Here is a 24,865-nt window from a genome sequence, read left to right as displayed (position 1 = left end):
GCCATGGCCAAAATCGTCTGCAGAGGCCTCACGAAGCGTTACGACGGCGGGCCGCCGGTGCTGCATCCACTCGATATGGAAATCGACGACGGTGAGTTCGTCGTGTTGCTCGGGCCATCCGGATGTGGCAAATCCACGATGCTTCGCATGATTGCGGGTCTCGAAGGTATCACGGGCGGGGACCTTGCGATCGGTGACACCGTCGTGAACGACTTGCCGGCGCGCGAGCGTAACGTCGCGATGGTGTTCCAGAACTACGCCCTGTATCCGCACATGACAGTGTATGACAACGTCGCGTTTGGCTTGCGCCGGCTGAAGGTGCGGGCTGCAGAAATCGACCGTCGCGTGCGAGAAGTCGCTGCGATGCTGAACCTCGACGGGTTGCTCGATCGCAAACCGCGAGCAATGTCGGGCGGCCAGCAGCAGCGCGCTGCGATCGCTCGGGCAATGATCAAGACACCCGAGGTATTCCTCTTCGATGAGCCGCTGTCCAACCTCGACGCGAAACTGCGAGCCCAATTACGAGGCGATATCAAGCGGCTACACAAGCGCCTGAAGACCACGACGGTGTATGTGACGCACGACCAGCTCGAGGCCATGACGCTCGCCGACCGTGTGATCCTGATGCGGGGCGGGCGGATTGAGCAGGCCGGCACGCCATCTGATCTGTACCATTTCCCGTATACGCTGTTCGCCGCAGGGTTCATCGGCACACCCGCCATGAATCTCATATCCGGGACGGTCGAGCGAACAGGTGAAACGTGCTTCGTCCAGGTGCAGGGCCAGCGCTGGGCTCTTGTCGGGCCGCGTTTCGCAGGGCTGCAGCACCGCCAGGCGGTGAAACTGGCGATCCGGCCGAACTATCTGAAGGTGGCGTCCGCAGACGATGAGTTCGGCTCGCTAAGGCTTCGCGGCAAGGTGGAGCTGATCGAACTGCTGGGCGCGGAGGCGCTTGTCACGTTCGAATTCGCCGGCGAACGCCTGGCCGCCCTGGTGCCAGCGGGTGACCTACCCGAACTGGATAGCGTGGTAACGTTTCAGTTCAAAGTAGCCGACCTGCACGTTTTCGATGCCCAGACGGAGCAAAACGTCTCATTGCCTGTTCCTCAGAGCATCAGAACAACGCTCGCCGGTCCGCCACATCAAGAATTGGGTGTACAGGGAGCGGCTTAGCATTAACAAAAGAAGTCGCGGCGTCGAGACGGCCGAGGAGGAGAAGCGGTATGAATCCGGACCTGGAGTTGGTATACACGCGACGGGACGAGTCGTTCCGTGCCTGGGCGCACGACTATCCGCATACGGTAGCGAAATGGCACTTTCATCCGGAGTATGAGATTCACGTCATCCGGGCGTCGACCGGCAAGTTTTTTGTCGGCGATTTCATCGGTGACTTCGCGCCAGGTAACCTGGTGATCACCGGGCCGAATTTACCGCACAACTGGATCAGCGAAGTCGGCGAGCGCGAAACCGTGCCGTCACGCGACGTGGTCCTCCAGTTTTCGCGTGACGCGGTCGAACGCATGGTGGCCGCGTTCACCGAATTGCACTCGATCGTCGGCCTGGTCGACGATGCAGCGCGCGGGATACAGTTTCCGGATGCGGTGGGCCTGGCCATTGCGCCAATGATGCTGGAGCTTGCTGTTTCACACGGTTGTCGCCGCGTCGAATTGTTGATGTCGATCTTCGACAGGTTGTCGGCGTGCACCGAGCGCACCTTGCTGGCGGGACCCGCATACGATGTCAACGCGCATCGCTACATGCAGTCCACGATCAATCAGGTGCTCTCGTACATTCAGCAGAACCTCCCGGGCACATTGCGCGAAGCTGATGTCGCTGAGCTTGCCGGCATGAGCGTGAGCACGTTCACACGCTTTTTCCGACGACATACGGGGTGTACGTTTGTGCAGTACCAGAACCGGCTCCGGATCAACGAAGCGTGTGAACTGCTGATGTGTTCGACGCTTAGCGTGACGGAGATCTGCTATCGCGTTGGCTTTAACAATCTGTCGAACTTCAATCGTCAATTCCTTTCAACGAAAGCGATGCCGCCATCGAAGTTTCGCGCGCTGCATCAGCTTAACGAACACATGATCGCGGCTTGACGTTTTGCTTCGGCAAGACGAGCCGGCCGCAAGAACCAGGACGACACTCTTGACTTTCCTTGGAATCGACCTTGGGACCTCCGAGGTAAAAGCGCTACTCACAGACGACGAATCGCACACGATCGCCACCGGCAGTGCACGACTTGAAGTCGAGAATATTCACCCCCACTGGTCCGAACAGAGCCCGCAGGCGTGGTGGCACGCCACACTTGATGCAATCGCGCAGGTGCGGGCGTCCAATCCCGCTGGCTTTTCGGCGCTACGCGGTATTGGGTTATCTGGACAGATGCATGGCGCGACCCTGCTTGATCGCGCCGGTCAGGTGTTACGCCCGGCGATCCTGTGGAACGACACCCGGGCGTTTGCCGAATGTGTGGAGCTCGAAGCGCTGGTTCCAGAGTCGCGCTCGATTACCGGCAACCTTGCGATGCCGGGTTTCACCGCGCCGAAACTGCTCTGGCTGTCTAAATACGAACCGGCCGTGTTCCGCGCAGCGCACAAGATCCTATTGCCGAAGGACTACGTGGCGTGGCGCTTAACTGGCGAGTTCGTCTCCGAGATGTCCGATGCGTCGGGCACACTGTGGCTCGACGTCGCGAAGCGTGACTGGTCGGACAGGATGCTCTCCGCGACCGGCCTTTCGCGTGAGCACATGCCCAGGCTGGTAGAAGGCAGCGAGGCTGCGGCACAGTTAAACGATACATTGCGGCGCGAATGGGGCATTGCTAGCCCAGTGCTCCTTTGCGGCGGTGCGGGTGATAACGCAGCCAGCGCGATCGGCATGGGCGTCGCCGACGCCGGTAGCGCGTTCCTGTCATTGGGCACGTCTGGCGTGCTGTTTGCCGGAACTGACCGGTTTGCGCCGAATCCCGCGCAGGCGGTGCACGCGTTCTGCCATTGCTTGCCGGACCGCTGGCATCAGATGAGCGTCATCCTGTCGGCGGCTTCAAGTCTCGCGTGGCTGTCCGACGTGCTTAAGAAGGACGTCGCCGAGCTTGCCGGCTTGGCCGAGAAGGCCGACGCGCGGGGCGCACCGCTGTTCCTGCCGTACCTGAGCGGTGAGCGTACGCCTCACAATGACGCGAATGCAAAGGGTGTGTTCTGGGGGCTAACCAGCGCTCACGGTGAGGCCGACCTTGCGTACAGCGTGATGGAAGGCGTGGCTTTCGCGATGGCCGACGGTTACGCAGCGCTACAAGGTGCCGGGACGGCGCTGGGCACGGCGTCTTTCATTGGAGGCGGCTCGCGTAGCCGTTTCTGGGCGAAGCTTTGTGCAACAGCCACTGGCGTTGCAATGCGCCGCCATCATGGCGGAGATGTCGGCGCCGCTTTAGGCGCTGCACGGCTTGCGCGGTTGGCCGTCACGAAGGAGAACGTCAAGCAGGTGTGTACGTCTCCGGCAACGATCGAGGTATGCGAACCCGACGCAGGGCACCGGACCGTGACCCGGGACCGGCTCGCGCGATATCGCAGAATATACGCGGCGCTTAAAGACGAATTTTCCAGATAGATGTTCATCCAGATCCGTGTATCTCGAAGTTCCGGATTGAGATTGCTTATGTCTTTGCCAGCCTTCCTGTCGCGCCGTTGCTTCTTTCTGTGTCCATGGCCAAGATTGCTGGCGAGGGTGCGCGAGGCGTCGTGAGAATCGCGGCGTTCGATCCCAACTTGCCTGTGGGCGATCAAGTATGGACGAGCGTTGCACCTGACTGTGGACGGTTGCGTCAGGCAGTACGCGGCCATCTGGACGACCTCGGTCCGACGATACTCACAGTTGATAGCGGACGCTCACAGACGCCCACTTCCTTGTCCGGCTATCAGACCAGGCTGATGACCTGCCTGCAGTCACGCCCCAACGAATGACCGCTGTCTGGGTTGACGCAGACGTTCAAACGTCCGCTCCACTCTGTGGATGAACGACCGAAACTGGCCGAACCCGAAAATTCGGGTTCCGGCCGAGACTAACAGAGTGCGCCAGCGCCGCGAATTCGGGATTCCGCTGAATGCGAGCAGGCCTGCGGAGTGGCCGCTTGCCCCCGCTTCAATCAGAGGTTCGACACGCAGCCATTATTCGACTAGGCTTATCAGAAGCCCCGTGCTGCACAAACGCGTTGAAAATCCGCCAAGAAAGATTCGATTCAAACATCTGTTTGCAGGGTATCTCACGATAAGCTACCGACCATGGACGACATCTCTCCGCAGGCCTTCGTCGATGCCGCGATCGCCTATCAGAAGACTGCCGCAGTGAAAGCCGCCGTCGAGCTCGATCTGTTCACCGCGATAGCGGACGAGCACGGCGACGTTAAGCGTATAGCCGAGCGGGTAAAGGCCGCCGAGCGCGGTGTGCGCATACTCTGCGACTTTCTGACCGTGCACGGGTTTCTGCAGAAGGAAACGGGACAGTACCGATTGACGCCGTCGACCGCCGCATTCCTGACGACTTCCTCGCCGGCCTGGACGGGGAGCATCGTGGATTTCCTGGCGGCTCCTGAAATGACGGCACTGTGGCTGGACGACCCTGCGGCGTTCGTTCGCAACGGAGGAGCCGTAGGGCTGGGCAACATCGCCCCCGAGCATCCCGTCTGGGTGAAGTTTGCGCGTGCGATGGCACCCTTCGTGACACAAACCGCACAGAGCATCGCGCAACACGTGAGTGCACGGCCTCAGGCACCGAAGCGCGTGCTGGACATTGCAGCCGGGCATGGGCTGTTCGGAATCGCGATCGCCGAAGCGATTCCCGGCGCGGAAATCGTGGCGACCGACTGGCAACCGGTTCTCGAGGTCGCGACGGAGAACGCCGCAGCGGCCGGTGTCAGTTCGCGTTACCGCACGGTCGCCGGCAGTGCGTTCGAAGTCGATTGGGGTACGAATTTCGATCTGGCGCTGGTCACGAACTTCCTGCACCACTTCGATCCGCCAACCTGCGTGGAATTACTCTCGAAAGTCCGCAGGAGCCTCAGTCCCGCAGGGCGAGCGCTCGCGGTGGAATTTGTTCCCGACGAGGATCGCGTGTCGCCGCCGTTCGCAGCCGCGTTTTCCTTTATGATGCTTGCATCCACGCCGCAAGGCGACGCGTACACCGCGCGCGAACTCGAGCAAATGGGCCGCGAAGCCGGCTTTTCCAACGTAACGGTGACGCCGCTGCCACCTTCGCCGCAAGCCCTCGTTGCATTCGAGTAGCGCACACCCCTCGCGCTCCAGGCACCGCATTTCGTAATGGAGACGGCGTTCAGACGATGTCGATGTTGAAGGTTGCGCTGCCGGCCGACCTGACGGTCGACGCCGAGGTGTGCTCGGCACGGGCGCGGGCGGCTATCTTCCGCCGTCGCGGACGCCCGACGACGTATGCTCTTGCTGACGTACAAAACCTGGTCGATCTTGCTCGTCCTGCGGTCGATGCCGCTCGCAGCCTCGTCGATACCGGAGAACTCTCACTTGCAGTGATCGCCAGAGAGACCGGATTTGGCGATACCGAAAGAATGCGCAGAGCATTCGTCAGGACGCTCGGCCACCCCCTCATTGCTTCACGGAATTTTCAAGAAGGGTTCCGCACCTTGTCCACGGCTCAGTCCCCGCACATGGTTGCGGCGCGATTGGCAGCAAACGTGTACACGGCGATCCGTCAGCGGGCCGCGCTTAATCGTTGCCTGCCTGAAGGCGGTGCGTTTCAGCGGAGATCGAAGTACGGATGCCGAAAGCAGGCGCGTCCGGCGACGCCAAGCACATCACTTGCGGGCTGGATGGTCGCCACCGCGAGACCCGCTCCTGCGAACGCGCACGCGCCGGACACCAGCGCGACTGCGCGCAGCGCGTCAGTGATGGCGTCGGTTTCCGCCTTCGCCGCACCAGTTCGATGAACACTTTACAGAGCCGACATTGGAATCCTCAACGGCGGCTTTCCGGTTGGTGGTGTGAACGCGTACTGCCGGCCAGGAGGAGTCCCTCGGTGCGTGCCTCTGAACGACCGCTTAGCCGTTACTATCGGACCATCAATCGATGGCCAATGAGACGCAGGACTATGCGATTTTTTATTACTCGCAGAAGCGGCTGAGAGGGCAGAACTATAGTTCCCCACGTTTGTCGCTTGACGCCTGATCATCGCTCTTGTCATCTCGTTTTTCCACAGAACATCTTGCCTCCGAGGCAATGCGAGTTGAGAAGACTCCAATCTCTCGACTAATACAGTGTCGCCTTGGATCGAGAATCGGTAGGACGGATTTGGCGCGTAACTGGTCGTGATCCGCGCATCAGTACTTTGGGCCGCGCGATCCCTATGAGGCACTCCGCACGCGCCTTCCGGAACAGGTCTTTACTCTCGCGCATGCCTCGTCCACGGCCACGCAGATTTCTTTTAAGCGTTGGCACCACCATCGACGGTCAGCGTCGAGCCGGTGACGTAGCTTGCGCTGGCACTCGCGAGGAATACCACCGCCTGCGCGATGTCCGCGCCTTTGCCATAGTCGCCCGTCGCCGTCAGCGATTTCAATGTCGATGCAAACGGACCTTCGACCGGGTTCATGTCGGTATCGATCGAACCCGGCTGAACGAGATTCGCCGTAATACCCTGTGACCCTAGCTCTCTCGCAAGGCCTTGGGTGAAGGCCACGAGCGCGGATTTTGAACCCGCATATACTCCGAGCACCGACGCCGGAACCCGATCGGCAAAGTAGCTTCCGATCGAAATGATCCGCCCGCCGGTCTTGAGATGAGGAATCGCCGCCTTTGCAGTTATGATCGGCGCACGCACGTTGACGTTGAGGGTCGCATCGATGTCTTCGATCGAAATATCTCTTACGTTACCCATTCGAAGAATGCCGGCATTGTTGACCAGGATGTCGAGCCCGCCCAGCGTTTCGACCGTCTTCTGCACCGACGCTTGAATCGCCGATGCATCTGCGCTGTCGGCCTGGATGGCAACGCCACGTCGGCCTTCCGCTTCGATCGCCTTCACGACACTAGCGGCCTGCTCCGCCGATTTTTCATAGGTGATCGCCACATCTGCGCCGGCTGCTGCCAAGGCCTTCGCGATTTCAGCCCCGATTCCCCTGCTTGCTCCCGTTACCAGAGCGCGTTTTCCACTCAGCGTCATTACAATCTCCTTGGTGTGTAAAACGATACAGACGGTTATAAATTGCCGTCTGCCTGTGTTAAGGAAGGTCTGCACAACCCGCTTTTGAAGCATTACCTTTCGCATCAAGCGCAGCCTCGGCCTTCAGATCTTTGTTGGTGAGTTGATTGCCATGGTTTTTCCGCGCGCCGGAGCGCTCCAACCAGACATGTGATCTTCATCGGCCCGGTGTTTCAAGCTTTGCGCAAAGCTCTACGCGCCATCCATAAATTGCCCAAAGCAAACAGCGTAGTGATCTGGGCGGTGTTCTTCATCAAACCACGATAGCGGGTCTTCATGTAACCGAACTGTCGCTTGAGGATGCGAAACGGGTGTTCGACCTTGGCCCGAATACCCGCCTTCAGGCGCTCGATCTGATCATAGATCGCGTCCAACGAGTCGCTCAGATCCAGTTTCCTGCGCTTTGCCGGTCGCATCGCCACATGCCAACGAACCGCGTCAGTCTCACAACGCTTTTCGATACCCTGATAACCGGCGTCCGCATACACGTCCGTTTCCTCACCATGCAGCAACGCCTGGGCTACGGTGATGTCGTGAACATTGGCCGCCGTTCCAATGACCGTATGGACCAGGCCCGAGTCGGCGTCCACGCCGACATGCATTTTCATCCCGAAGTACCAGTTGCCACCTTTCTGCGTTGATTGCATTTCCGGATCACGCGTGCCGGAGCCATTCTTTGTCGAACTGGGCGCGGCAATCAGAGTGGCGTCGACTGCCGATCCAGCCTTGAGCATCAGGCCTTTCTCCGTCAGGATTTCATTGACCAGCGCCAGCATTTGCACCGCCAGTCCGTGCGTTTCCAGCAGATGGCGGAACCGGAGAATCGTGCTTTCATCCGGCAAGCGAACCATCCCGCCGTCGAGACCCGCGAACTCGCGATACAGCGGAACGTCATAGAGTGCCTCTTCCATGGCAGGGTCTGACAGACCGAACCATTGCTGCATGAAATTAATCTGCAACATCGTTGCAATCGGGAACGGCGGCCGACCGGTTTTGCCCGTGGGATAGTGCGGCTCAATCAGCGCAATCAGCTTCAACCAGGGCACAACACGTCGCATCTCATCGAGAAATTCCCGCTTGCGCGTGCGCTTCGTTGACAGATCCAGACCAAGACCAAGCTGCGTCATCACGTTGCCCCCCACCTAATTCGCTCTGTTTCCAGGATAGCTCAGCAACAACGCAATGCCAGGACTTTTGCAGATCTTCCTTAACAATCAAATTTCATCGCCGCAAAACGCGACGCCTCAAGGCGCCATCTGATCAAGCGCACCCTTGCCCTTCACGGGTTTGTCATCCCTGGCGAAAAAGAGCCTGAAGCTCGGCATACGGCACAGGCGTGTCATCGAGCGATTCAGAGCGACCACTCTCCAGGAATTCGCGTGCGATGGCCTTCGCTTTACCGAGCACGACTTGCGAGATGCCGCTGCCCGCACTGAGCCGACGAACCCCTTGCTTACCGAGCGTCGCGGCATCGGCAAGCCCGGGAACCGCCATGACGTTAAGCGGTATCCGGATCGAGCCGGCTATCGTCTCGATATCGGACGTATGCACAAGTGCAGGAAGAAAAAGACCATCCGCGCCCGCCGATGTATACAGCTTCCCTCGTGCGATCGACTCTTCCGGCTGCGTCGATTTCTCGACAAGGCTTGCCAGAAAAACGTCGCTGCGTGCGTTAATGAAGAGTTCCGAACCGGACTTCGCAACGGCACGCTTGATCGCCTCGATCTTGGAAGCGAGAAGCGACGCTGCGTCCGGGCCGTCCTCGATATTGATGCCGGCAATTCCTAGCTCCACCAGCCGCATGACATGGTCCGCAACCGTTTTCGGGTCGTCGGAATAGCCGTTTTCAATATCGACCGACAGTGGCACCTTCAGAACGCGGATGATGCGTCGAACAGTGGCTACAACCTCATCGAAGGGAAGAACCCGTCCGTCCGGATAACCCAGTGCCCATGCGAACCCTGCGCTGGTCGTCGCGATTGCCGGAGCGCCTAGCGCTTCGACAAGACGTGCACTCCCGGCGTCCCACACATTCGGTAACCGTAGCGGCGATGCATTGCGGTGCAACTGATGAAATGTGCTTGCGTGAGACATTGTTGTTCCTCCTTGCGGATCAGGTAAGGCCAGCGCGAAGAGAGCCCAAATACCGGCATCGTGCACAGTCTTCGTCCGGCGATTGCATTGATGATTAACTGGCAACGCTCACGCAGCAACAACGCGCTTCGCCGTATTTGAGAACGACGCAATGCGACGCGTTGCAAGCCCGGACACGACGATTGCGATGACCACCGGAACGCTGGCGAGGTAGCCCAGGTTGTGAGTGCCGATGAGCGGAATCATGGCTGCACCGAGGGCGCCCGCGATCGACACACCCACGTAGGTCGCCGACGTATTCAGACCGACCAGCACGGAGGTCATCGGCGGATTGAGGCTCGCGAGTCGAAACTGTTGCGGCACCAGTACACCCCATGCACAGGCTCCCCAGATCGTGACCGCGATTGCCGCACTCCAAAGGTGTGCGCCGGTGATCGGCATCGTGAGGATGACGATGGCGACGATAGAGAGTTTGATCACGACGACCTTGTGCGAGCCGATCCTGTCGAGAATGCGTCCGGTCAGCAGATTCGAACAGGTGCCCGCAAGCCCCCATAGCACCAGCAGTCCGCCGAGCAACACTGCGCTGTGACCCGTCGCACGGTCGAACACGACGGAGAAGTAGCTGAACATGATGAAGGTACCGATCTGCGCCAGCACCGTCGTGGCAAGCGTGAGTCCGACGCGGGAATCCGTGACCGGAGACAGACGCCCGGTGAGCGAGATGGCGGGCGGCAGCGGGACTTCGGGCAAAAACGCCAGGATACCGGCGAACGCAGCAGCGCCCAGCACGGCGACCAGCACCAAAGTCCAGTGCCAGCCCGCAAGCCCGCCGATCACCGCACCGATCGGCGAGCCTAGCGCAGTCGCCGTCGTCAGGCCGGCAACGATGATCGACAACGCATATCCGCGACGCTCGGGCGGCACGAGCGATGCACCGGTTCCGCTGGCAGTCGGTGAGAACATTGCTGCACCAAGACCGGCAAAAGCCCGCGTGGCCAACGCGATGCCGAAGTTTGGCGCAACGATGGTACCGAGATTGGCGATGACGAACAGCCCGATACCGCTGAGCAACAGACGCTTGCGCGCAACGTTGGCAGCCAGCGCCGCGATGGTCGGACCGAGTAGTGCGTAGCTCAGTGCATAGACACTGATCAGCTGGCCGGAAGCGCCGATGCTAACGCCGAACGAGTGAGCAATTTCCGGCAGGATGCCCGCGAAGACAAAGCTGTCGGTGCCAAGCGCGAACATGCCAAGTGCGAGTGTTAGAAGGCGGCGATCCATGGGGACTTCTCCGTAAAGATGGCGAGTAGAGTTGCTTGACGAAACTATAGGTAAGCCGCGCGGGCCGCACTACCAGGCGGAAGTGGGAAGCTGTTCCCCACAAAACGGACAGGTGGATTGCCGCGCACATTGCTGCTACGCGGCACGAAGCGGCAAGTAGGCGCACGTAGGCGCACAAAACGCGCCCCTACGAGTCAGTTCGTCTGGGCGACGTGCTGCTCAGGAGCGTCCCATCCGCCTCCCAGCGAACGGAACGTTCTCACCGCAGCGCGGGCAGCGTCTGCCTCCGTCGCATCGAGATCGTTGCGGGCATCGAGAAGCTGTCGATCGGCATCGAGCACATCGGTCAGCGTGATCGAACCTGCGCGATACGCCTTCTCCGAGAGATCGCGCGCCTTCATCAACGAGTCGACCTCCTGCTGGATTTCCTGCAAACGGATCTCCGTTTGAGAAAGCGTCATCAAGGCGTCTTCGACGTCCTCAGTTGCCTTGAGCGCTGCCTCGCGATACTGCGCGAGTGCTTCCGCATACGATCCGCGCGCATTCCTGACCTCGGCATCGACCTTGCCGAAATCGAAAAGACGCCATTGCAGCGCGCCTGTCCCGACAGGCTGGAACGACTTCGCACTGAGGAAGCCGCTGCCGGTGATGCTGTCGAATCCCAGTGCGCCGGCGAGCGAAATCTTCGGGTAGTACTCGGAAAGTGCCGCGCCGATCGCTTCGTTCGAGGCTGCCAGATGACGCTCTGCAGCAATGATGTCAGGGCGGCGTCGCAGCACATCGACGGGCTGATCCATACGTCCGATCGCGGGAACCTCCGGAATCGCGCCAGCGTGCGCGCCGAGTTCCACCGCATAGGTGCCCGGCTGCGCACCCATCAGCACATCGAGTCGATTCAATTGAGCTTCGAGCGTCACCCGTAAGCTCGGGACAGTGGCCCGTGCCTGACGCAACAGGGCTCCCGCCTGTGCGACTTCGCGCGCGTCGGCGGCACCGGCCTGCTTGCGCGCTTTCACGAGTTCGAGCAGATGTGCATCGGTATCCACCTGATCCTGCGTGACTGCCAGTGCCGCCTGCAGTCCTCTGATTTGCAGATACGCGTCCGCGGCGTCGGCCGCCACTGTTACGCGCGTTCCAAGTTGCGCAGCCTCGGCGGCCTGTTCTTCGTCAGTGGCGGCTGCATGCGTGCGCCTCAAGCCGCCGGCCAGATCGATTTCCCAGCTTGCAGTCGCACCCGCGACATATTCCTTCTGGTTGCGACTGTAATTGGGGAATGCGCTCGCGAGCGTGCCTAGAGGACTCTGGACACTCTGATGCTCTGCCGAATACGACGCGTTGGCATCGACGGTAGGAAGCAGTTGCGCGCCCGCTGCCTGAGCCGCAGCGCGCGACTGCGCAACCCGTGCGATCGAAGCCTGAATACTCAGGTTTTGAGCCAGCGCGCGCTGTACCACCTTGACCAGTTCTGGGTCGTCGAACCCGGTCCACCAGCTATCGAGTTTCGGTGCCGGCAGCGTCGTCTGGCGGTCAGCGACTGTCTTCGCGTTGTGGAACGATGTCATCTCGATGTCGGGCGCGACATAGTCCGGTCCGACGGCACAGCCCGCAAGGAAAGCGCTGACGATCAGACTGCCCATGATCGCTTTCGATGTTCTGGATATGACGGTGTTCATTTCACTTCTCCTCTACCGAGTTGCCGGGGCAACGCTGGCGTGTCCTTGATGCCAAGCTTGCGAACGAAGGCAAAAAACGCAGGCGTGAACGCAAGCCCGAAGAGCGTCACGCCGAGCATGCCGAAGAACACCGTCGTGCCGAGCGACTGCCGCATTTCCGAGCCTGCCCCGCTTGCGATGGCAAGTGGCGCGACCCCTGCAATAAACGCGAACGACGTCATCAGGATCGGGCGCAGTCGCACGTGGGCTGCATGGACCGCCGCGTCCTCCGCACCGACACCGTCCTCCTCCTGGCGCTGCTTCGCGAACTCGACAATCAGGATCGCGTTCTTCGCCGCGAGCCCCACAAGGACGACAAAACCGATTTGCGCGAGGATGTCGATCGGCATCCCTCTAACGTTCAGTCCAATCGCGGCTGCGAGAAGACACATCGGAACGATCAGAACGATCGCGAGCGGTGTTTTCCAACTTTCATACTGCGCGGCAAGGACCAGAAAGACGAACAACGCAGACGCCGCGAAGATCACGAGCGGCGACATGGTCTGCTCTTTTTGCTGATGAGCCAGGTCGGTCCACTCATAGGAGACCCCGTTCGGAAGCACCTGATCCGCGAGATGTTCCATATGCTCGATCGCGTCTCCCGATGAGTAGCCTGGCCCGGCCGCGCCCATGATTTCTGCGGCGGGATACATGTTGTAGCGAGGCACCCGATAGGGTTCGGTCACGTTCTGGAATGTCGCGACACTGCTGACAGGCACCATTTCACCGGCCGCATTGCGGACCTTGAGACGGCCGATATCCTCCGGCGTCTGACGGAATGCCTGATCGCCCTGCACCCGAACCTGATACGTGCGGCCCATGAAGTTGAAATCGTTCACGTACTGGGAGCCGAGATAGAGGTTCATCGTCGAAAACACATCGGTTGGCGTGAGACCGACTTTCTCTGCTTTCAGGCGATCGATATCCGTGAACACGGACGGTGCTCCGGCGTTGTATAGCGTAAAGACGCCGCCGAATACCTTGTCCTTGTTAGCCGCTGCGACCAGAACATTAGCGGCCTTTGCGAGTGCCTGCGGACCCACGCCACCGCGATCTTCGAGCATCAGCTTGAAGCCACCCGCTGAACCCAGTCCCTGAACCGGCGGTGGATTGACCACGACGACGACCGCATCCTTGACGACCGAGACCCGCTTGCGCAGCGTGACCAGCATCGATGCTGCGTTGACGCCTGGGACGTGCTTCCCATAGAGCGAGGGAAGTCCATAGAAAAGCGTACCCACGTTAGGCGCGGTGGTGCCCGTCGTCACATCGAAACCTGCCACCGGCGACGTATGCGTGACACCCTTCATTCCCGGCGTATTCAGAACGATGTCGTTGATCTCCCGGATCACCTTGTCGGTGCGCTCGAGGCTCGAACCTGGCGGAAGGAATGCAATGACGGCCTGATATCCGATGTCCTGATCCGGAATAAAACCCGTTGGCATCCTCGACATCTGGAATGCAGTCGCAGCAATCAGCCCTGCATAGACGATCAGCATCACAGTCGTCGCGCGGACGAAACGGCCGGTCAGCTTTCCATACCTGGACGACAACCATTCGAACGACAGGTTGAATCGTCCAAAGACTGCATGGTGGATGCGGCCGAGCATACTGGCTCCGCCGTGAGGTTTCTCCATCGCATGAGGCTTGAGAAGCACGGCACAAAGTGCGGGACTCAGCGTGAGAGAAACGAAGCACGAGATGACGGTGGATGCCGCAATCGTAATCGCGAACTGCTTGAAGAAAAGACCGGAGATGCCGGACATCAAGGCCGTGGGACCGAACACTGCGCACAGCGTGAGCGCGATGGCAATGATCGCGGTCGAGACCTCGTTCATCGTTTGATGCGCCGCTTCTCGTGGTGACATGCCACGCGCCATATTCCGTTCGACGTTCTCGACCACCACGATTGCATCGTCCACGACGATCCCAACGGCGAGGACCAGTCCGAACAGTGAGAGGTTGTTAATCGACGCGCCGAACAGCGAAAGGATCGTGAAGGTTCCGACCAGCGAAACCGGAATCGCGACGACCGGAATGATCGTGGCGCGCCAGTTCTGAAGGAACAGATACACCACCCCCACCACGAGTAGCACGGCAATGGTGATCGTTTTGGCGACTTCTTCGATGGACTGACCGACGAACGTCGTGGGGTCGTAGATCTTGATGTAGTCGATGCCGGGCGGGAAGCTCTTCCTTAGTTCCGCCATCTTTTTCCAGACGGCATGCTCGACCTGCACGACGTTCGCATCGGGCGTAGCAATCACGAACCAGGGCGTCGACGCGTAGCGGTCTGCATAAGCCTTGGAACCGTAATCGACCGAGCCCAGTTCGGCGCGACCGATATCGCGAATCCGGGTAACACGACCCTGCGAGTCAGACTTGACGACGATATCGCCGAACTGCTCGGGCGTCTTGAGACGACCCAGCGCATCGACGTTGATCTGGTAAGCACCGGTGCCTTTATTCGAAACGGGCGGTTGATTGAGGACGCCCGCCGACAAGGGCGCGTTCTGAGCGCGAAGTGCCGCCAGAATTTCGGTGGCGCTGATGTTGTACGACGCAGCCTTGTCCGGATCGATCCAGATCCGCATTGCGTACTGCCGCTCGCCGAATAGCTGGAAGTCCGACACGCCCGGCAGACGCGCGATCTGGTCGCGGATCTTGAGCATATAGTTCGACATGTACTCAGGACTGCGTGATCCGTCGGGCGAGTAGACGTGTACGCCGAGCAGAAGGGCCTGAATCGTCTTCTTCACCTGGACGCCTTGCAGCTGCACGTCCTGCGGCAAGCGCGACAAGGTATCTTCGACGCGGCTACGTGTCAGCAGCAGCGCAGTGTCCGGGTTCGTGCCGACCTTGAAGATCACCGTGATCGTCAGCTGACCGTTACCCGTCGACTGGCTCGAAATGTAGTCCATGTTCTCGACGCCGTTGATGGACTGTTCAAGCGGCGTTGCAACGGTGCGGGCAATGGTATCGGCCGACGCACCCGGATACGACGTCGTAATCTGGATCGTCGTGGGAACGATGTTCGGATATTGGGCCACGGGCAACGACATCATGGTTGCCAGACCGATCAGAACCACGAATATGTTGAGCACCGCCGCAAAACGTGGGTGCTCGATAAAGAAGTGAGTCAGTTTCATGATGCCGCTCCTTCGTTACCCTGCTCCGTCGAGAACCTTATCGTTCCGGCTTGCGGGGAAATCTTCGCGCCGGGATGGACAGCCGCAATGCCGTCGATCACGACGCGATCAGTCGGCTTCAATCCAGAGCGGATGATTCGCAGACCGCCGCGGAGATCGCCTGTCTCGACCTTTCTCGGCGTGGCCACGTTGTCGTCTCCAACGACGTAGACCATGTGGTCCGTCTGGTCCTCGAGTACGGCGGCGTCGGGCACGAGCAATGCCGGTTGCGGTGCAGTCGTTGCGAGCCGGACACGGGCAAAGCCTCCGGGCGTCAACGACAGATCGCTATTGGGAATGGTTGCGCGCGCGTGGATGGTCCCGCTCGACCGGTCGAGCGCGTTGTCGATGAAATTAAGCGTGCCGGTGCGGGTAAAACCGCTATCGCCGGTCGGCGAAATATTCACCGTGTCGGCCAGCGGCCCTCTCTGCGTTCCACGCGAGCGCTGGAATGCGGCGTAGTCGTTTTCGCTGATATCGAAATCCAGATGGACCGGATCGAGCGAAACGATGGTCGCGAGCAGCGTCGTTGGGCCGCTACCTGCGCGGCTGCCGGACACCAGATTGCCGGTCGACACCTCGTGCGTGCCGATGCGGCCGGTGAACGGTGCCGTGATCTTGCAGCGATCCAGGTCGAACCTGGCGTCGCGAACCAGCGCATTTGCATTGTCGACGGCCGCTTGAGCCGCACGCTGCTCGGCGACTTTCTGATCGACGTTCTCGACCGTGCCTGCCTCCGAGCGCTGCAATTCCTGAGCGCGGGCGAGCTGCCGCGTTGCGAGTGCCAGTCGGGCATTCGCGGATTCCAGTTCGGCTGTCGCTTCACTCAGTTTGATCTGATACGGTTCTGGGTCGATCTCGAAGAGCAGATCGCCTTTATGCACGATGTCGCCGTCCCTGAAGTTGATCTGGGTAAGCGTGCCACCGACCTGCGCACGCAATTCGACGCGGTTCACCGCTGAGAACTGGCCAAAGAACGCGAGCCGGCCTTCGATATCGCGCTGCAATGGCGCACTGACTGCAACGGACGGCGGCGACGGCACGGCAACAGGAGCCGAACTCGACGAATGCAGGTGAAACGCCGTCGCGGCCACGGCGATGACGACAACGGCCGCGACGCCTTTACCGACCCATCGAACGGCCCCGGCGTTTGCCGAGCGTTCCGGAGCAGCGCTCCGTGTCTCGGACTGATCGATTTGAATGTTCATCGTATTCCTAAGTATGGATACAGGCTGGACAACGGCGTCGTATGCCTTGACTCGCCCGTGAGGTGATCCTTCCTTGCTGTCTTGCAGGAAGGCAGCGCCAATAATCCGGAAGCTGGCCGCGTTCCGGGTATGTCCCGTGACATCTACCGGCTAAGTTTCGTGACGCAACTATAGGTAACGCAGTTGCGTCACACTACTGGCCGAAATCGGGAAGCTGTTCCCCATAAACTGATTAAGTTGCATGACGCAACTTGCGCTACGATATGGTCCATCATGTACAGAAAACGCTTCGATGGAATGGACTGTTCGGTCGCTCGCGCCCTCGACGAGGTCGGCGAGTGGTGGACGCTGCTGATCGTTCGCGAATGCACGCAGGGCAGCAGGCGCTTCGACGAATTTCAGAGCGGGCTCGGTATCTCCCGCAATATCCTGACGGCTCGCCTTGAGCGCTTGATCGAGCTTGAGATTCTCGAACGTTTCCCGCTTGCAGAACGCGCGAATACGTTCGGTTACCGGTTGACCTCGAAAGGGGCAGACCTGTACCCGGTGCTGGTCGCACTCATGCAATGGGGCGACAAGTGGCTAGCGCGAAATGGCAAACCGCCGATCGAACTGGTGGAACATGCAAGCGGGCATCGCGTAGAAGCCGTGGGGGTTCGCTCACCTAGCGGGCAAGCATTGAAATACCAGGACGTGCGGTTTGCGCCCGGGCCAGGCGCGACGAAGGCGACGCGAGAGGTCATCGAGAACCGGAACGACCGGGTACTCGGCAATCAGGATGAAGAATCGTAAGTGGCGAAAGCGGGAAAGATGCTATGACCGCTTTTGCTTGCCGAATCTGGAAAGCGACTCTCTGAGTTTGGGCGCCGCAAAGTCGATGAAGTGACGTAGCTTTATCGCCATCAGGTTTCTGGACACATGCACCAGATGAACCGGCACCGGATCGATTTCAAACTCGGACAGGAGTATCTCGAGTTGTCCGTTTCGAACCGCTTCATCGGCATCGTGTTCGAAGACGAAGGTGATACCGGCACTGTCCATCGCGGCGCTGACGGCAGCGTCCGGCGACGTGACCTCGAGCCGGGCTTTCACTTCGAGCATATAGATCTTGTTGCTCGCAGGAAGACGGAAGCGCCACGGCGACAGATACGGGCTGTTGAAGACGACACACGAATACTTCACGAGGTCGTCGGGTTCGCGCGGGAGTGAATGCTTTGCCAGGAAGTCCGGACTCCCGCAGACGATCGGCCGCAATGAACCAATACGCGTGGCGATCATATTGCTGTCCGGAAGCTCTCCGATCCGCACTGCGAGATCGGCGTGCGAATCGATGAGGTCGATGTTCCGGTCTGAAAGCAGCAGTCGAACGGTGATGTCCGGGTATTGCGCGAGGAACTGGTTGATGACAGGCAAGACATGCAGGCGACCCAGCTGCACAGGTGCCGTCACCACGAGTTCTCCTCTCGCCGTCGAAAACTCACCCGTGGCTTCGTGCTCCTGTTCACGCACGAGATCGAGGATGCGCCGGGCCGCCGCCACATACGACATGCCCGCTTCGGTCAGGGTTAGCTTTCGGGTGGTGCGTATGAGCAAGCGGGTTCCGAGCAGCTCCTCGAGATCGGCCACCTTGCGAGTGAGCGTGCTGACAGGGATTTTCAGTTGACGCGCTGCTGCCGAGAGGCTGCCTCCGTCCACAGCAGTCAGCAACATTTCCATCGCTTCAAGTCGGTCCAAGGCGCTTGCTCACGTAAGGTTCAGCTCGCAGTATTGTATGAGATACAAACATCCCTCGCTGCACAATGACCGGGCGCTTCGCGGCGGTTGTGCGGCGCCGGTTCACGGAAACACATCTCATGGGAGACGCCAATGTATGCACAGGCTATCGCACAATGCGTTCAGGCAGTAAGAGCAATGGAAACCTATCTCGACAAGGCCGAGCGCACCGCGAATGCCAAGAAGTTCGATGTCGCGGTTCTGCTATCGACTCGCCTTGCCCCAGACATGGGCGGGTTGCTCTATCAGATACAAAGCGCTTGCGACTATTTGAAGGGCGGAGCCGCGTGGCTTTCCGGACAGCAGCCACCGCGGCATGAGGACAATGAACACACGCTCGACGAAGCGCGTGCACGCATTCGCAAGACGATCGACTTCGCCGAAAGTGTAGCTGTGGACCAGTACGCGGACGCCGCGAATCGAATCGTCCAGGTGTCGTGGGTGCCCGGTAAGCTAACTGGTGAAAACTATTTGCTGCAGATCGTGATTCCGAATGTCTACTTCCATGTATCTATGGCTTACGCGATCTTGCGCACGAATGGGGTCGACCTCGGGAAAATGGATTTCATCGGTCCGGTCAATTCTGTTGATCTTTGAGCAACACTCTTCCTTGGTCGCAACTCGAAAACCTGCCGCTAACTCCTGCGTCTCCGACCCAAACAAGACTTTTTCAACACAATCCAATCGAAAGCGGACTTTGAACTGCAAGAGCTGACCGCCCGCTTCGGGTCGTGTGCTGTCCTCGCGCAGGCGAAAAGCTTTCATTCGAAATGACCGATGGTCCAAAGACAGCAGAGCAACCCATAGCGGCCCTTGGCCGGAGATTGGCCCAATGACCACAATGGCCGAGCTGCTGCCTCTGAGGCGCCGTCATGAACGACCGGTCCATCTTGTTATCTGCGCTTGAACTCCCAACGTCGCACCGGCGGCGATGCGGTCGACAAGACTCGTTCAGCGAGAAGGCTAACCTGTTCAACCGAAGGTAACGAGCCGCCTGAGTGTCGCGACGGTGAGTTCGGGATGCCCCGTGAGAAACGGCAATCCATGATCGGCAGTCTGAGCGACGCGCGGAGCCGCATGGGGCGGTAAGCCCTCTAGTCGCGCTCGTGAAATTCCCAGGGATTCATCCTGTCGACAGATACCGGTGCATTGGGTCGGGGCACGACGCCCTTCAGGGCTTGCATTGAGCCATCCGGTCCGGACGGCGGATCGACGCGAAGCCAACGCCCCAGCGTATCGCGGACACACTGCTGGCAAAGGTCAAGGCTCACATGGGCGCCGTCGCCGAAAATCGAGCCAAAGCCGCCACGCCAATCGAGCGACATCTTTTCGTACCACTCCCCCTGATCGTCAACGGGCGTCATGCGCCGGCCGCAGCGGTCGCATGTGCATGCCGCGACCTCCTGCACCGTCCTGTCCCGGTATTCGCGCATGACCTATCCTTTTCCCCAGTCCGAATTTTCCCAGTCCGGCGGCACGAGACCAAGCTGCTTCGCAGTGTCGACCGGCAGGCGCAACAGCACCGTGCCCGGGCCGCGCTCCATGTTGCCGAGCATCGTGACTTCAGCGGCTACACCGTCGAGCTCGAGATACACGACGTCCTCCGGCTCAAGAATCTCGGTGTAGAGATCCCAGCCGGGCTGATCACCCTCTTTCGCCTGATACCTGATGTGGTTCCTGGTACTCGTGAATCCCTGTCCCTTTTGCGAGCGTTTCGCCGATGCCCTGATTGTCGGTGGCCAATCGCGCAGATACTGGATGCGGTCAGCGGCGTCACTGACAGCCGCCCCTCGTTTCACTGTTCATCATGCGATCCCGGTTGGCCAGAAAGGTTCGCAGGTGCTCCGGCCTTATCCCTTCTTCCCGATGGAGCAGCCGATCTGAATGCGGCCATGACAGACTCGAGTCGATAACCGCAATATGCTCCAGGGAGCGCCATTGTCGCAATCTCCGATGCCCGGCGTATAGGGTGTAGGGCGAGAAGCAGGTTGGCCGGGCGGCCGCGCTGCCTGACGCTTATCAAATTTACAGCGCATTCCAGAACGCCATCATCGCTCATCACTGACCGTGCACCGCACTCGGGTTCCGGAGAGCCTTTCACTATGGGACGATCGATCCCGTTGCTGCAATGGCGGTACAGGAATGGGAGCGAGAGAACGGTGCGTGAGAACTGTCAGGCATCCTGCGGGCAAAATACCCGCTCATCTTCGACGTCAACCCGACAGTCGCTGATGATCTGGATGCCATTCCAACGGTTTTCTCCCTGTGGGGTTTCGAGTGCGGCGACGGCTGGTTCGATCTGATCGACATGTTGTGCGAGGCTGCAACTTGCTACACGGCACGGCGCACCGCTCTGGCATCAGCGCTGGCCGTTGAGAAAGTCGAACCAGTCGTGCGCAAAGGCACAGCCGTGGTCAGGAATGCCCGAACCGGCCAGCTTCCTGTCGAAGTACGTTCTGGCAGGCTCGGGAATCTCATCCAGACGCACGTAACGGTAGCCTGCGTCATTCACGTGAACCGTCACCTGCGGTGGCGCGGGTCGCGGTGGCAGGGCTTCGCGGCCCTGATTCAGCGCAGCGGCAACACAGCGCGCAACGAGATCCCATACGCTGCCCGCCCATCTCGGATAGCCGCGCACCGTGGCCCGCTCGCCGACCTGCCGGAGCACCGCATCGTCCAGGGCCACCCTGTAGTCCGCAAGAGCCCCGGACCTCACGCGCGCGATGTCCGCCGTCGCGATGACCCGCTTTCCGTCTTCCCGTCCACCGGGCAGCAATTCAATGGTGATTCGAAGCATTCGCCTTTCCTTGTGATCTTGTCATCCGGTACCGCAGTTGCGCGGGCGCGCATCGGGTCGAGGACCCGGACCTGCGCCGCGATCGCCTGCCCCCCAGCAAATCAGGTCGTCCCGGTGGCTCCGCCCGGTCAGCAGAACGCCCCCTCAGAACTTCCAGTAGCCGTCGCGTGGAAGCCCCTGCTGCGCCACGCAGGCGTTGTCGCTTTCGATGGCTTTCGCGTTTTCCTTCCGCCATACCCCGTCCTGCCGGCCGGGCGCAACGCTGCGTACGCCCCGTTGCGCCGCTTATGACCTCTCGAGGCGATGTTCCTTCGCCACACAGACGACGTCCGCGGCCAGCGAAGGGTTCGCCGCTTTCGCCGGCCCGCGGGTGCCGGCCACCGCCTTGCCAGGATCAGCACCGGTGATCCGCCGGGACAGTATGTCGCCGGCGAATGCCGCAGCGTGCTCCATGGACAGCGAAGGCCCCAGCAGGTCACGCATGCGACCATCGGCAACGGCGGTCGTGAACGAAAAGCCCGCCGCGTCCACCGCCAGCATCGCATCCAGCGCCGGAATCCTGAAGGCGAACCCGGCGGCGCGCGCGACCATGCGCGCGACGGTCTGGCGTGCGTGCGACGGATCGATCCCGTATGAGACGGCCACGTCGACCAGTGGCCAGCGATGCGCGCCCACCCCATAGCGGTGGGCCAGCAGGTCGGCATCGCGCGCGGCCTGTGCATCGAGCGGCTGCTCCGGTCGGAGCAGGTTGCGTCCGCGGGTGGCGAGGCACGCCGCGACGCGATGGATGGCAGCCTCGAGCGTTTCCGTGCCGATCGTCACGCGCCAGCGGCCATCGCCTACCCGGGGATGCGACGCCGGCGGCGCCAGCAGTTGCCCGGGCGCGAGCAGCAGGGCGCGCTCCCAGGTGCGAAGGCGCGCCACGGTGAGCGCCCTCGGAAACGTCCCGTGTTCCCACTGCAACAGCGTGGGACGGGACACATGGCAGGCGCGCGCCACCTCCGCGACGCCCAGGCCCAGTTCACTGCGCAGCCGCCGCGCGTGGGGGCCGATTTCCCGGCACCGGGACGGGGGAATGCGCGTCTCGCTGTCACCCTCTCCTTCGCGGGCGACGGCATCCGCTGCATTGAACACGGGGTCCGGCAACGGTCGCGTCCCAGGACCGAGCAGCCATCCCGGCGGCACCTGCAGGGCCGCCTCCAGCGCGTTCACGGTGACGGCTGCGACGGTGTGCGGCCACCGCCCCTGCTCCCGGTGCACCAGGGTCACTCTCGCCACCCCCGCCCTGACCGCGAGATCGTCCTGTGTGATCGCTAACGCCTTGCGTCGGGTCCGCAGGCGCTGTGCAATCCGCGGTACGTCGGATCGTGGAATCCACACACGCATCCCGGCCATCCTGATCCCCTTCATGAGGCTGTTTCTGTTTGAGCGAAGAAATGCGTCCGCACGTCCGGAGACCGGACGACGGCCCGGCCGGCAGCCGCCCGGCTTCAACCGGTGCACGCATAGGCATTGGCGCGCGCGTCATGCAGCGCATGGTGCTCGCCGCCATGGCGCGCGTAGTAGGCGGCGCGCCGCTCGGGGTTGCGCGTGCCTGCGATGTTCTCGATCCGCCAGCCACGCGGCAGCGGGCCGCCCAGCAGGAACCGCAACAGGGCCAGGTCCGTCTCGTAGTCGTAGCACAGCACCGGCCCGGAGTCGCCCGGCACCGCCACGAGCCATGCGCGCAGTGCCTCGCGCAGCGCTGCGAACGGCATCGCGCGCCCCTCGGACTGGCCGAGCTGCGGCAGTACCACGGCGCGGACAAAGTCGCTGCACAGCGCCGGATCGAAATCGGTCCGCTCGCCGTAGAACTCGTACCCGTTCTCGCCCACGAGGGCGAGACTGAGCAGCTGGCACTGCCGGAAGTCGGTGAATTCCGTGTCGAGGAAATACCGGTTGTTCCAGCCGGCCTGCGGCTCGGGTTCAGCCGGCAGTGGCCACCGCATGGCGCCGTGAAAGTGTGTATCCGTCATGTCCGCTACTTCGTCATTTTGCCGTCGGCTCGCCCCGTGTCATCCCACGCGAACCCGCCCGGGGCTGATCCGGGTTGGTCGCCGTCTTCCCTGCGCGCGTCTGACCCGGCCCGCACCTCCGGCCCCGGCACCGTGCGGGGTTCGCGCGCGCCGCGGATCCGCCGCAGCGGCCCGGCGAGCACCGTCACGGGTGTGGGAAACGGGATCGGGACGGCCCCGGTCGCCCCAGTCGCCTCGTCGCGGGTCGCACGCACGAAGCGCCGCAGCCGCGCGCGCAGCGCCTCGGCGGTTTCGTCTGGAAGCGCTGTCGCCCGTTTGCGTCTGCTCATACCGATCCCTTTCTGAGGCCGCAGCCGATGCGCCGGTGGTGCGCTCGCCGCGATAAGGCGGATTATCACCCCACCTCCGGATGTGCATCCGCTGCCAGCCCCGGTCAGCGACGGGCGACGGCTGGCGCCTTCGCCCGCCATAACCGCCTGCCGCGCGCAGGGCGCGTCGCCAGCGCGTACGGCACGGAGAACGTGCGTCCTGCCGACGTCGTGAACCGGGTCACCGTCACCAGTCGCTCGCCCTGGCTGTACTGTTCGGGCTCGGTTGCCCTCACCCGGATCTCGCTCAGCGGTTCGAGCGTCCACTGGTCGACCTCCCGTGCCAGCTTCGTGCTCAGCACGGCCGCGTCGCGCAGTACGACATCCCCGCCCGCGAACTGGTCAAGCGACGGCGCGCTTCCGCTCAGGTCCATCATCACAATCGTCGGCACGGCCCGCGAACCCCGCGGCGAGACCCGGAGGATCAGTACATCCCGCGGGATCAATTGCGAGATAACCCCCCACACCCCTGCGCCCTCAGGCTCAAACGGCACTGCCGACGAAGGCAAACGGTTCTTTTCACTAGTCACAAACATTCAACCACGACCTCAAACGCTTTCGCGATAAATCAACCACCTGATGCCGACGTGCGCTTTCTTCGGGAGCACCATCGCTTCGCGCACGTACGCCGACATCAAAAAATTCTCACATCCTTACTGGATAAGGACTTCGCCAACATACCAACCATCTAATTCCCAGTGTACTGGGAAGACAAATTATAGCGCCGATTGGACAGTACTCCCATTTCACTGGGAGAGAAATTTGGAGTTGGCCGAAGTCTTTGGCGCCCTTCTGCGCGAGCGCCGTATTCACGCCGAGCTAACGCAGGAACAGCTCGCCTTCGAGGCCAATATACGTCGCAACTACGTCAGCATGCTGGAACTCGGCCAGCACCAGCCAACGCTAACGATGCTGTTCGCACTGGCAACCGCTTTGAAATGCTCGCCCGCCGAGCTACTCGCCGAGGTAGAACGGAAGCTGAAAAAAGCTCGTCGGTCCAAGAAAAAAACACCGACTGCTATCAAGACGCGCGTGAACGTTCCCGCCGCTCAGAAGAACGCACCAAAGGTCGCCAGGAAGCCGACAAAAGCTTCCAGCAAACAGGTGCCTACCGGTTCAAAAACAGTCAGATCAAATCGGCGTGCACGAGGAGAAATGACGTGAGCTGCTGACGAAATTATGGACGCGTGATGTCA

The 24,865-nt window shown here is 60.9% G+C and carries 23 protein-coding genes and 1 pseudogene; 8 read left to right on the top strand and 16 right to left on the bottom strand.

Translation table 11 applies throughout. The annotated features are described in order from the left end of the window. Window positions 1-3 precede the first annotated feature (3 nt). The 5 genes from OKW40_RS02305 to OKW40_RS02285 all read left to right on the top strand — a co-directional run bounded on the left by OKW40_RS02305 (window position 4) and on the right by OKW40_RS02285 (window position 5,959). Complete coding sequence (locus OKW40_RS02305) at window positions 4-1,173, top strand: ABC transporter ATP-binding protein (protein WP_429402271.1); 1,170 nt, start codon at window positions 4-6, stop codon at window positions 1,171-1,173. A 50-nt stretch (window positions 1,174-1,223) separates the two neighbouring features. Then, window positions 1,224-2,102: an AraC family transcriptional regulator gene (locus OKW40_RS02300; protein WP_429402270.1), complete on the top strand. Its 879-nt coding sequence runs from the start codon at window positions 1,224-1,226 to the stop codon at window positions 2,100-2,102. Between the two features lie 49 nt (window positions 2,103-2,151). Further along, the gene (gene xylB, locus OKW40_RS02295; RefSeq protein ID WP_429402269.1) at window positions 2,152-3,612 is read left to right on the top strand and encodes a xylulokinase; all 1,461 of its coding nucleotides are present in this window, start codon (window positions 2,152-2,154) and stop codon (window positions 3,610-3,612) included. 671 nt (window positions 3,613-4,283) lie between these two features. Beyond that, a complete protein-coding gene (locus tag OKW40_RS02290) occupies window positions 4,284-5,282 on the top strand; it encodes a methyltransferase (protein ID WP_429402268.1) in 999 nt (332 codons plus the stop codon). A 56-nt stretch (window positions 5,283-5,338) separates the two neighbouring features. After that, the gene (locus OKW40_RS02285) at window positions 5,339-5,959 is read left to right on the top strand and encodes a hypothetical protein (RefSeq protein WP_429487907.1); all 621 of its coding nucleotides are present in this window, start codon (window positions 5,339-5,341) and stop codon (window positions 5,957-5,959) included. A gap of 494 nt (window positions 5,960-6,453) precedes the next feature. On the opposite strand, the gene OKW40_RS02280 is transcribed toward OKW40_RS02285, so the two are convergent. From OKW40_RS02280 to OKW40_RS02250, 7 genes are all read right to left on the bottom strand, one after another. Then, entirely contained in the window at window positions 6,454-7,191 is a 738-nt protein-coding gene (locus tag OKW40_RS02280) for an SDR family oxidoreductase (RefSeq protein ID WP_429402266.1), read from the bottom strand. Between the two features lie 212 nt (window positions 7,192-7,403). Beyond that, entirely contained in the window at window positions 7,404-8,357 is a 954-nt protein-coding gene (locus tag OKW40_RS02275; RefSeq protein WP_429402529.1) for an IS5 family transposase, read from the bottom strand. Between the two features lie 163 nt (window positions 8,358-8,520). After that, window positions 8,521-9,324 carry an isocitrate lyase/PEP mutase family protein gene (locus OKW40_RS02270; RefSeq protein ID WP_429402265.1) on the bottom strand — a complete coding sequence of 268 codons (804 nt, stop codon included), beginning with the start codon at window positions 9,322-9,324 and terminating at the stop codon, window positions 8,521-8,523. A gap of 108 nt (window positions 9,325-9,432) precedes the next feature. Next, window positions 9,433-10,608 (bottom strand): MFS transporter, encoded by a 1,176-nt coding sequence (locus OKW40_RS02265; protein WP_429487905.1) that lies wholly within the window; start codon window positions 10,606-10,608, stop codon window positions 9,433-9,435. Between the two features lie 194 nt (window positions 10,609-10,802). Further along, the gene (locus OKW40_RS02260; RefSeq protein WP_429487903.1) at window positions 10,803-12,281 is read right to left on the bottom strand and encodes an efflux transporter outer membrane subunit; all 1,479 of its coding nucleotides are present in this window, start codon (window positions 12,279-12,281) and stop codon (window positions 10,803-10,805) included. Then, complete coding sequence (locus tag OKW40_RS02255) at window positions 12,278-15,469, bottom strand: efflux RND transporter permease subunit (RefSeq protein ID WP_429487901.1); 3,192 nt, start codon at window positions 15,467-15,469, stop codon at window positions 12,278-12,280. Before OKW40_RS02255 ends, OKW40_RS02260 begins: the two co-directional genes overlap by 4 nt. Then, a complete protein-coding gene (locus OKW40_RS02250; protein WP_429402261.1) occupies window positions 15,466-16,716 on the bottom strand; it encodes an efflux RND transporter periplasmic adaptor subunit in 1,251 nt (416 codons plus the stop codon). The genes OKW40_RS02255 and OKW40_RS02250 overlap by 4 nt, the downstream gene beginning before the upstream one ends. 273 nt (window positions 16,717-16,989) lie before the next feature. Between OKW40_RS02250 and OKW40_RS02245 the strand changes: the two genes are divergently transcribed. Beyond that, the gene (locus OKW40_RS02245) at window positions 16,990-17,508 is read left to right on the top strand and encodes a winged helix-turn-helix transcriptional regulator (RefSeq protein WP_429487899.1); all 519 of its coding nucleotides are present in this window, start codon (window positions 16,990-16,992) and stop codon (window positions 17,506-17,508) included. Window positions 17,509-17,529: 21 nt separating this feature from the next. Here OKW40_RS02245 and OKW40_RS02240 read toward each other — a convergent pair whose 3' ends face one another. After that, on the bottom strand, window positions 17,530-18,432 hold the full coding sequence (locus OKW40_RS02240) for a LysR family transcriptional regulator (protein WP_429402259.1): 903 nt from the start codon (window positions 18,430-18,432) through the stop codon (window positions 17,530-17,532). A 150-nt stretch (window positions 18,433-18,582) separates the two neighbouring features. Here OKW40_RS02240 and OKW40_RS02235 point away from each other — a divergent pair, with 150 nt between their 5' ends. After that, window positions 18,583-19,086 carry a DUF1993 domain-containing protein gene (locus tag OKW40_RS02235; protein WP_429402258.1) on the top strand — a complete coding sequence of 168 codons (504 nt, stop codon included), beginning with the start codon at window positions 18,583-18,585 and terminating at the stop codon, window positions 19,084-19,086. Between the two features lie 497 nt (window positions 19,087-19,583). On the opposite strand, the gene OKW40_RS02230 is transcribed toward OKW40_RS02235, so the two are convergent. The 8 genes and pseudogenes from OKW40_RS02230 to OKW40_RS02195 form a co-directional block, all read right to left on the bottom strand. Beyond that, window positions 19,584-19,922, bottom strand: coding sequence for a hypothetical protein (locus OKW40_RS02230; protein ID WP_429402257.1), 339 nt, complete (start codon window positions 19,920-19,922; stop codon window positions 19,584-19,586). 3 nt (window positions 19,923-19,925) lie between these two features. Further along, on the bottom strand, window positions 19,926-20,288 hold the full coding sequence (locus OKW40_RS02225) for a hypothetical protein (RefSeq protein WP_429402256.1): 363 nt from the start codon (window positions 20,286-20,288) through the stop codon (window positions 19,926-19,928). 560 nt (window positions 20,289-20,848) lie between these two features. Further along, complete coding sequence (locus tag OKW40_RS02220; RefSeq protein WP_429353505.1) at window positions 20,849-21,286, bottom strand: hypothetical protein; 438 nt, start codon at window positions 21,284-21,286, stop codon at window positions 20,849-20,851. Between the two features lie 144 nt (window positions 21,287-21,430). Next, window positions 21,431-21,535, bottom strand: a pseudogene (locus OKW40_RS02215) (type II toxin-antitoxin system CcdA family antitoxin); the annotation flags it as partial. 36 nt (window positions 21,536-21,571) lie between these two features. Further along, window positions 21,572-22,696, bottom strand: coding sequence for a helix-turn-helix domain-containing protein (locus OKW40_RS02210; RefSeq protein WP_429402255.1), 1,125 nt, complete (start codon window positions 22,694-22,696; stop codon window positions 21,572-21,574). Window positions 22,697-22,776: 80 nt separating this feature from the next. Beyond that, entirely contained in the window at window positions 22,777-23,301 is a 525-nt protein-coding gene (locus OKW40_RS02205) for a hypothetical protein (RefSeq protein ID WP_429402254.1), read from the bottom strand. 5 nt (window positions 23,302-23,306) lie between these two features. Then, window positions 23,307-23,630, bottom strand: a complete 324-nt coding sequence (locus OKW40_RS02200) for a hypothetical protein (RefSeq protein WP_429402253.1) — start codon at window positions 23,628-23,630, stop codon at window positions 23,307-23,309. 104 nt (window positions 23,631-23,734) lie between these two features. After that, window positions 23,735-24,061 carry a hypothetical protein gene (locus tag OKW40_RS02195; protein ID WP_429487897.1) on the bottom strand — a complete coding sequence of 109 codons (327 nt, stop codon included), beginning with the start codon at window positions 24,059-24,061 and terminating at the stop codon, window positions 23,735-23,737. 370 nt (window positions 24,062-24,431) lie between these two features. Between OKW40_RS02195 and OKW40_RS02190 the strand changes: the two genes are divergently transcribed. Next, window positions 24,432-24,833, top strand: a complete 402-nt coding sequence (locus OKW40_RS02190; protein ID WP_260330703.1) for a helix-turn-helix domain-containing protein — start codon at window positions 24,432-24,434, stop codon at window positions 24,831-24,833. Window positions 24,834-24,865: the final 32 nt, after the last annotated feature.

The organism is Paraburkholderia sp. RAU6.4a (assembly GCF_050435625.1).
Classification (GTDB): domain Bacteria; phylum Pseudomonadota; class Gammaproteobacteria; order Burkholderiales; family Burkholderiaceae; genus Paraburkholderia; species Paraburkholderia tuberum.
This window is presented reverse-complemented; position numbering and strand designations above follow the sequence as displayed.

What these genes read in the sequence shown, in the direction of transcription:
- OKW40_RS02305 (WP_429402271.1), top strand. Translation starts at nt 4, where the DNA reads ATGGCCAAAATCGTCTGCAGAGGCCTCACGAAGCGTTACGACGGCGGG.
- OKW40_RS02300 (WP_429402270.1), top strand. Translation starts at nt 1,224, where the DNA reads ATGAATCCGGACCTGGAGTTGGTATACACGCGACGGGACGAGTCGTTC.
- OKW40_RS02290 (WP_429402268.1), top strand. Translation starts at nt 4,284, where the DNA reads ATGGACGACATCTCTCCGCAGGCCTTCGTCGATGCCGCGATCGCCTAT.
- OKW40_RS02285 (WP_429487907.1), top strand. Translation starts at nt 5,339, where the DNA reads ATGTCGATGTTGAAGGTTGCGCTGCCGGCCGACCTGACGGTCGACGCC.
- OKW40_RS02280 (WP_429402266.1), bottom strand. Translation starts at nt 7,191, where the DNA reads ATGACGCTGAGTGGAAAACGCGCTCTGGTAACGGGAGCAAGCAGGGGA.
- OKW40_RS02275 (WP_429402529.1), bottom strand. Translation starts at nt 8,357, where the DNA reads ATGACGCAGCTTGGTCTTGGTCTGGATCTGTCAACGAAGCGCACGCGC.
- OKW40_RS02270 (WP_429402265.1), bottom strand. Translation starts at nt 9,324, where the DNA reads ATGTCTCACGCAAGCACATTTCATCAGTTGCACCGCAATGCATCGCCG.
- OKW40_RS02265 (WP_429487905.1), bottom strand. Translation starts at nt 10,608, where the DNA reads ATGGATCGCCGCCTTCTAACACTCGCACTTGGCATGTTCGCGCTTGGC.
- OKW40_RS02260 (WP_429487903.1), bottom strand. Translation starts at nt 12,281, where the DNA reads ATGAACACCGTCATATCCAGAACATCGAAAGCGATCATGGGCAGTCTG.
- OKW40_RS02255 (WP_429487901.1), bottom strand. Translation starts at nt 15,469, where the DNA reads ATGAAACTGACTCACTTCTTTATCGAGCACCCACGTTTTGCGGCGGTG.
- OKW40_RS02250 (WP_429402261.1), bottom strand. Translation starts at nt 16,716, where the DNA reads ATGAACATTCAAATCGATCAGTCCGAGACACGGAGCGCTGCTCCGGAA.
- OKW40_RS02245 (WP_429487899.1), top strand. Translation starts at nt 16,990, where the DNA reads ATGTACAGAAAACGCTTCGATGGAATGGACTGTTCGGTCGCTCGCGCC.
- OKW40_RS02240 (WP_429402259.1), bottom strand. Translation starts at nt 18,432, where the DNA reads ATGGAAATGTTGCTGACTGCTGTGGACGGAGGCAGCCTCTCGGCAGCA.
- OKW40_RS02235 (WP_429402258.1), top strand. Translation starts at nt 18,583, where the DNA reads ATGTATGCACAGGCTATCGCACAATGCGTTCAGGCAGTAAGAGCAATG.
- OKW40_RS02230 (WP_429402257.1), bottom strand. Translation starts at nt 19,922, where the DNA reads ATGCGCGAATACCGGGACAGGACGGTGCAGGAGGTCGCGGCATGCACA.
- OKW40_RS02220 (WP_429353505.1), bottom strand. Translation starts at nt 21,286, where the DNA reads ATGCTTCGAATCACCATTGAATTGCTGCCCGGTGGACGGGAAGACGGA.
- OKW40_RS02210 (WP_429402255.1), bottom strand. Translation starts at nt 22,696, where the DNA reads ATGAAGGGGATCAGGATGGCCGGGATGCGTGTGTGGATTCCACGATCC.
- OKW40_RS02205 (WP_429402254.1), bottom strand. Translation starts at nt 23,301, where the DNA reads ATGACGGATACACACTTTCACGGCGCCATGCGGTGGCCACTGCCGGCT.
- OKW40_RS02200 (WP_429402253.1), bottom strand. Translation starts at nt 23,630, where the DNA reads ATGAGCAGACGCAAACGGGCGACAGCGCTTCCAGACGAAACCGCCGAG.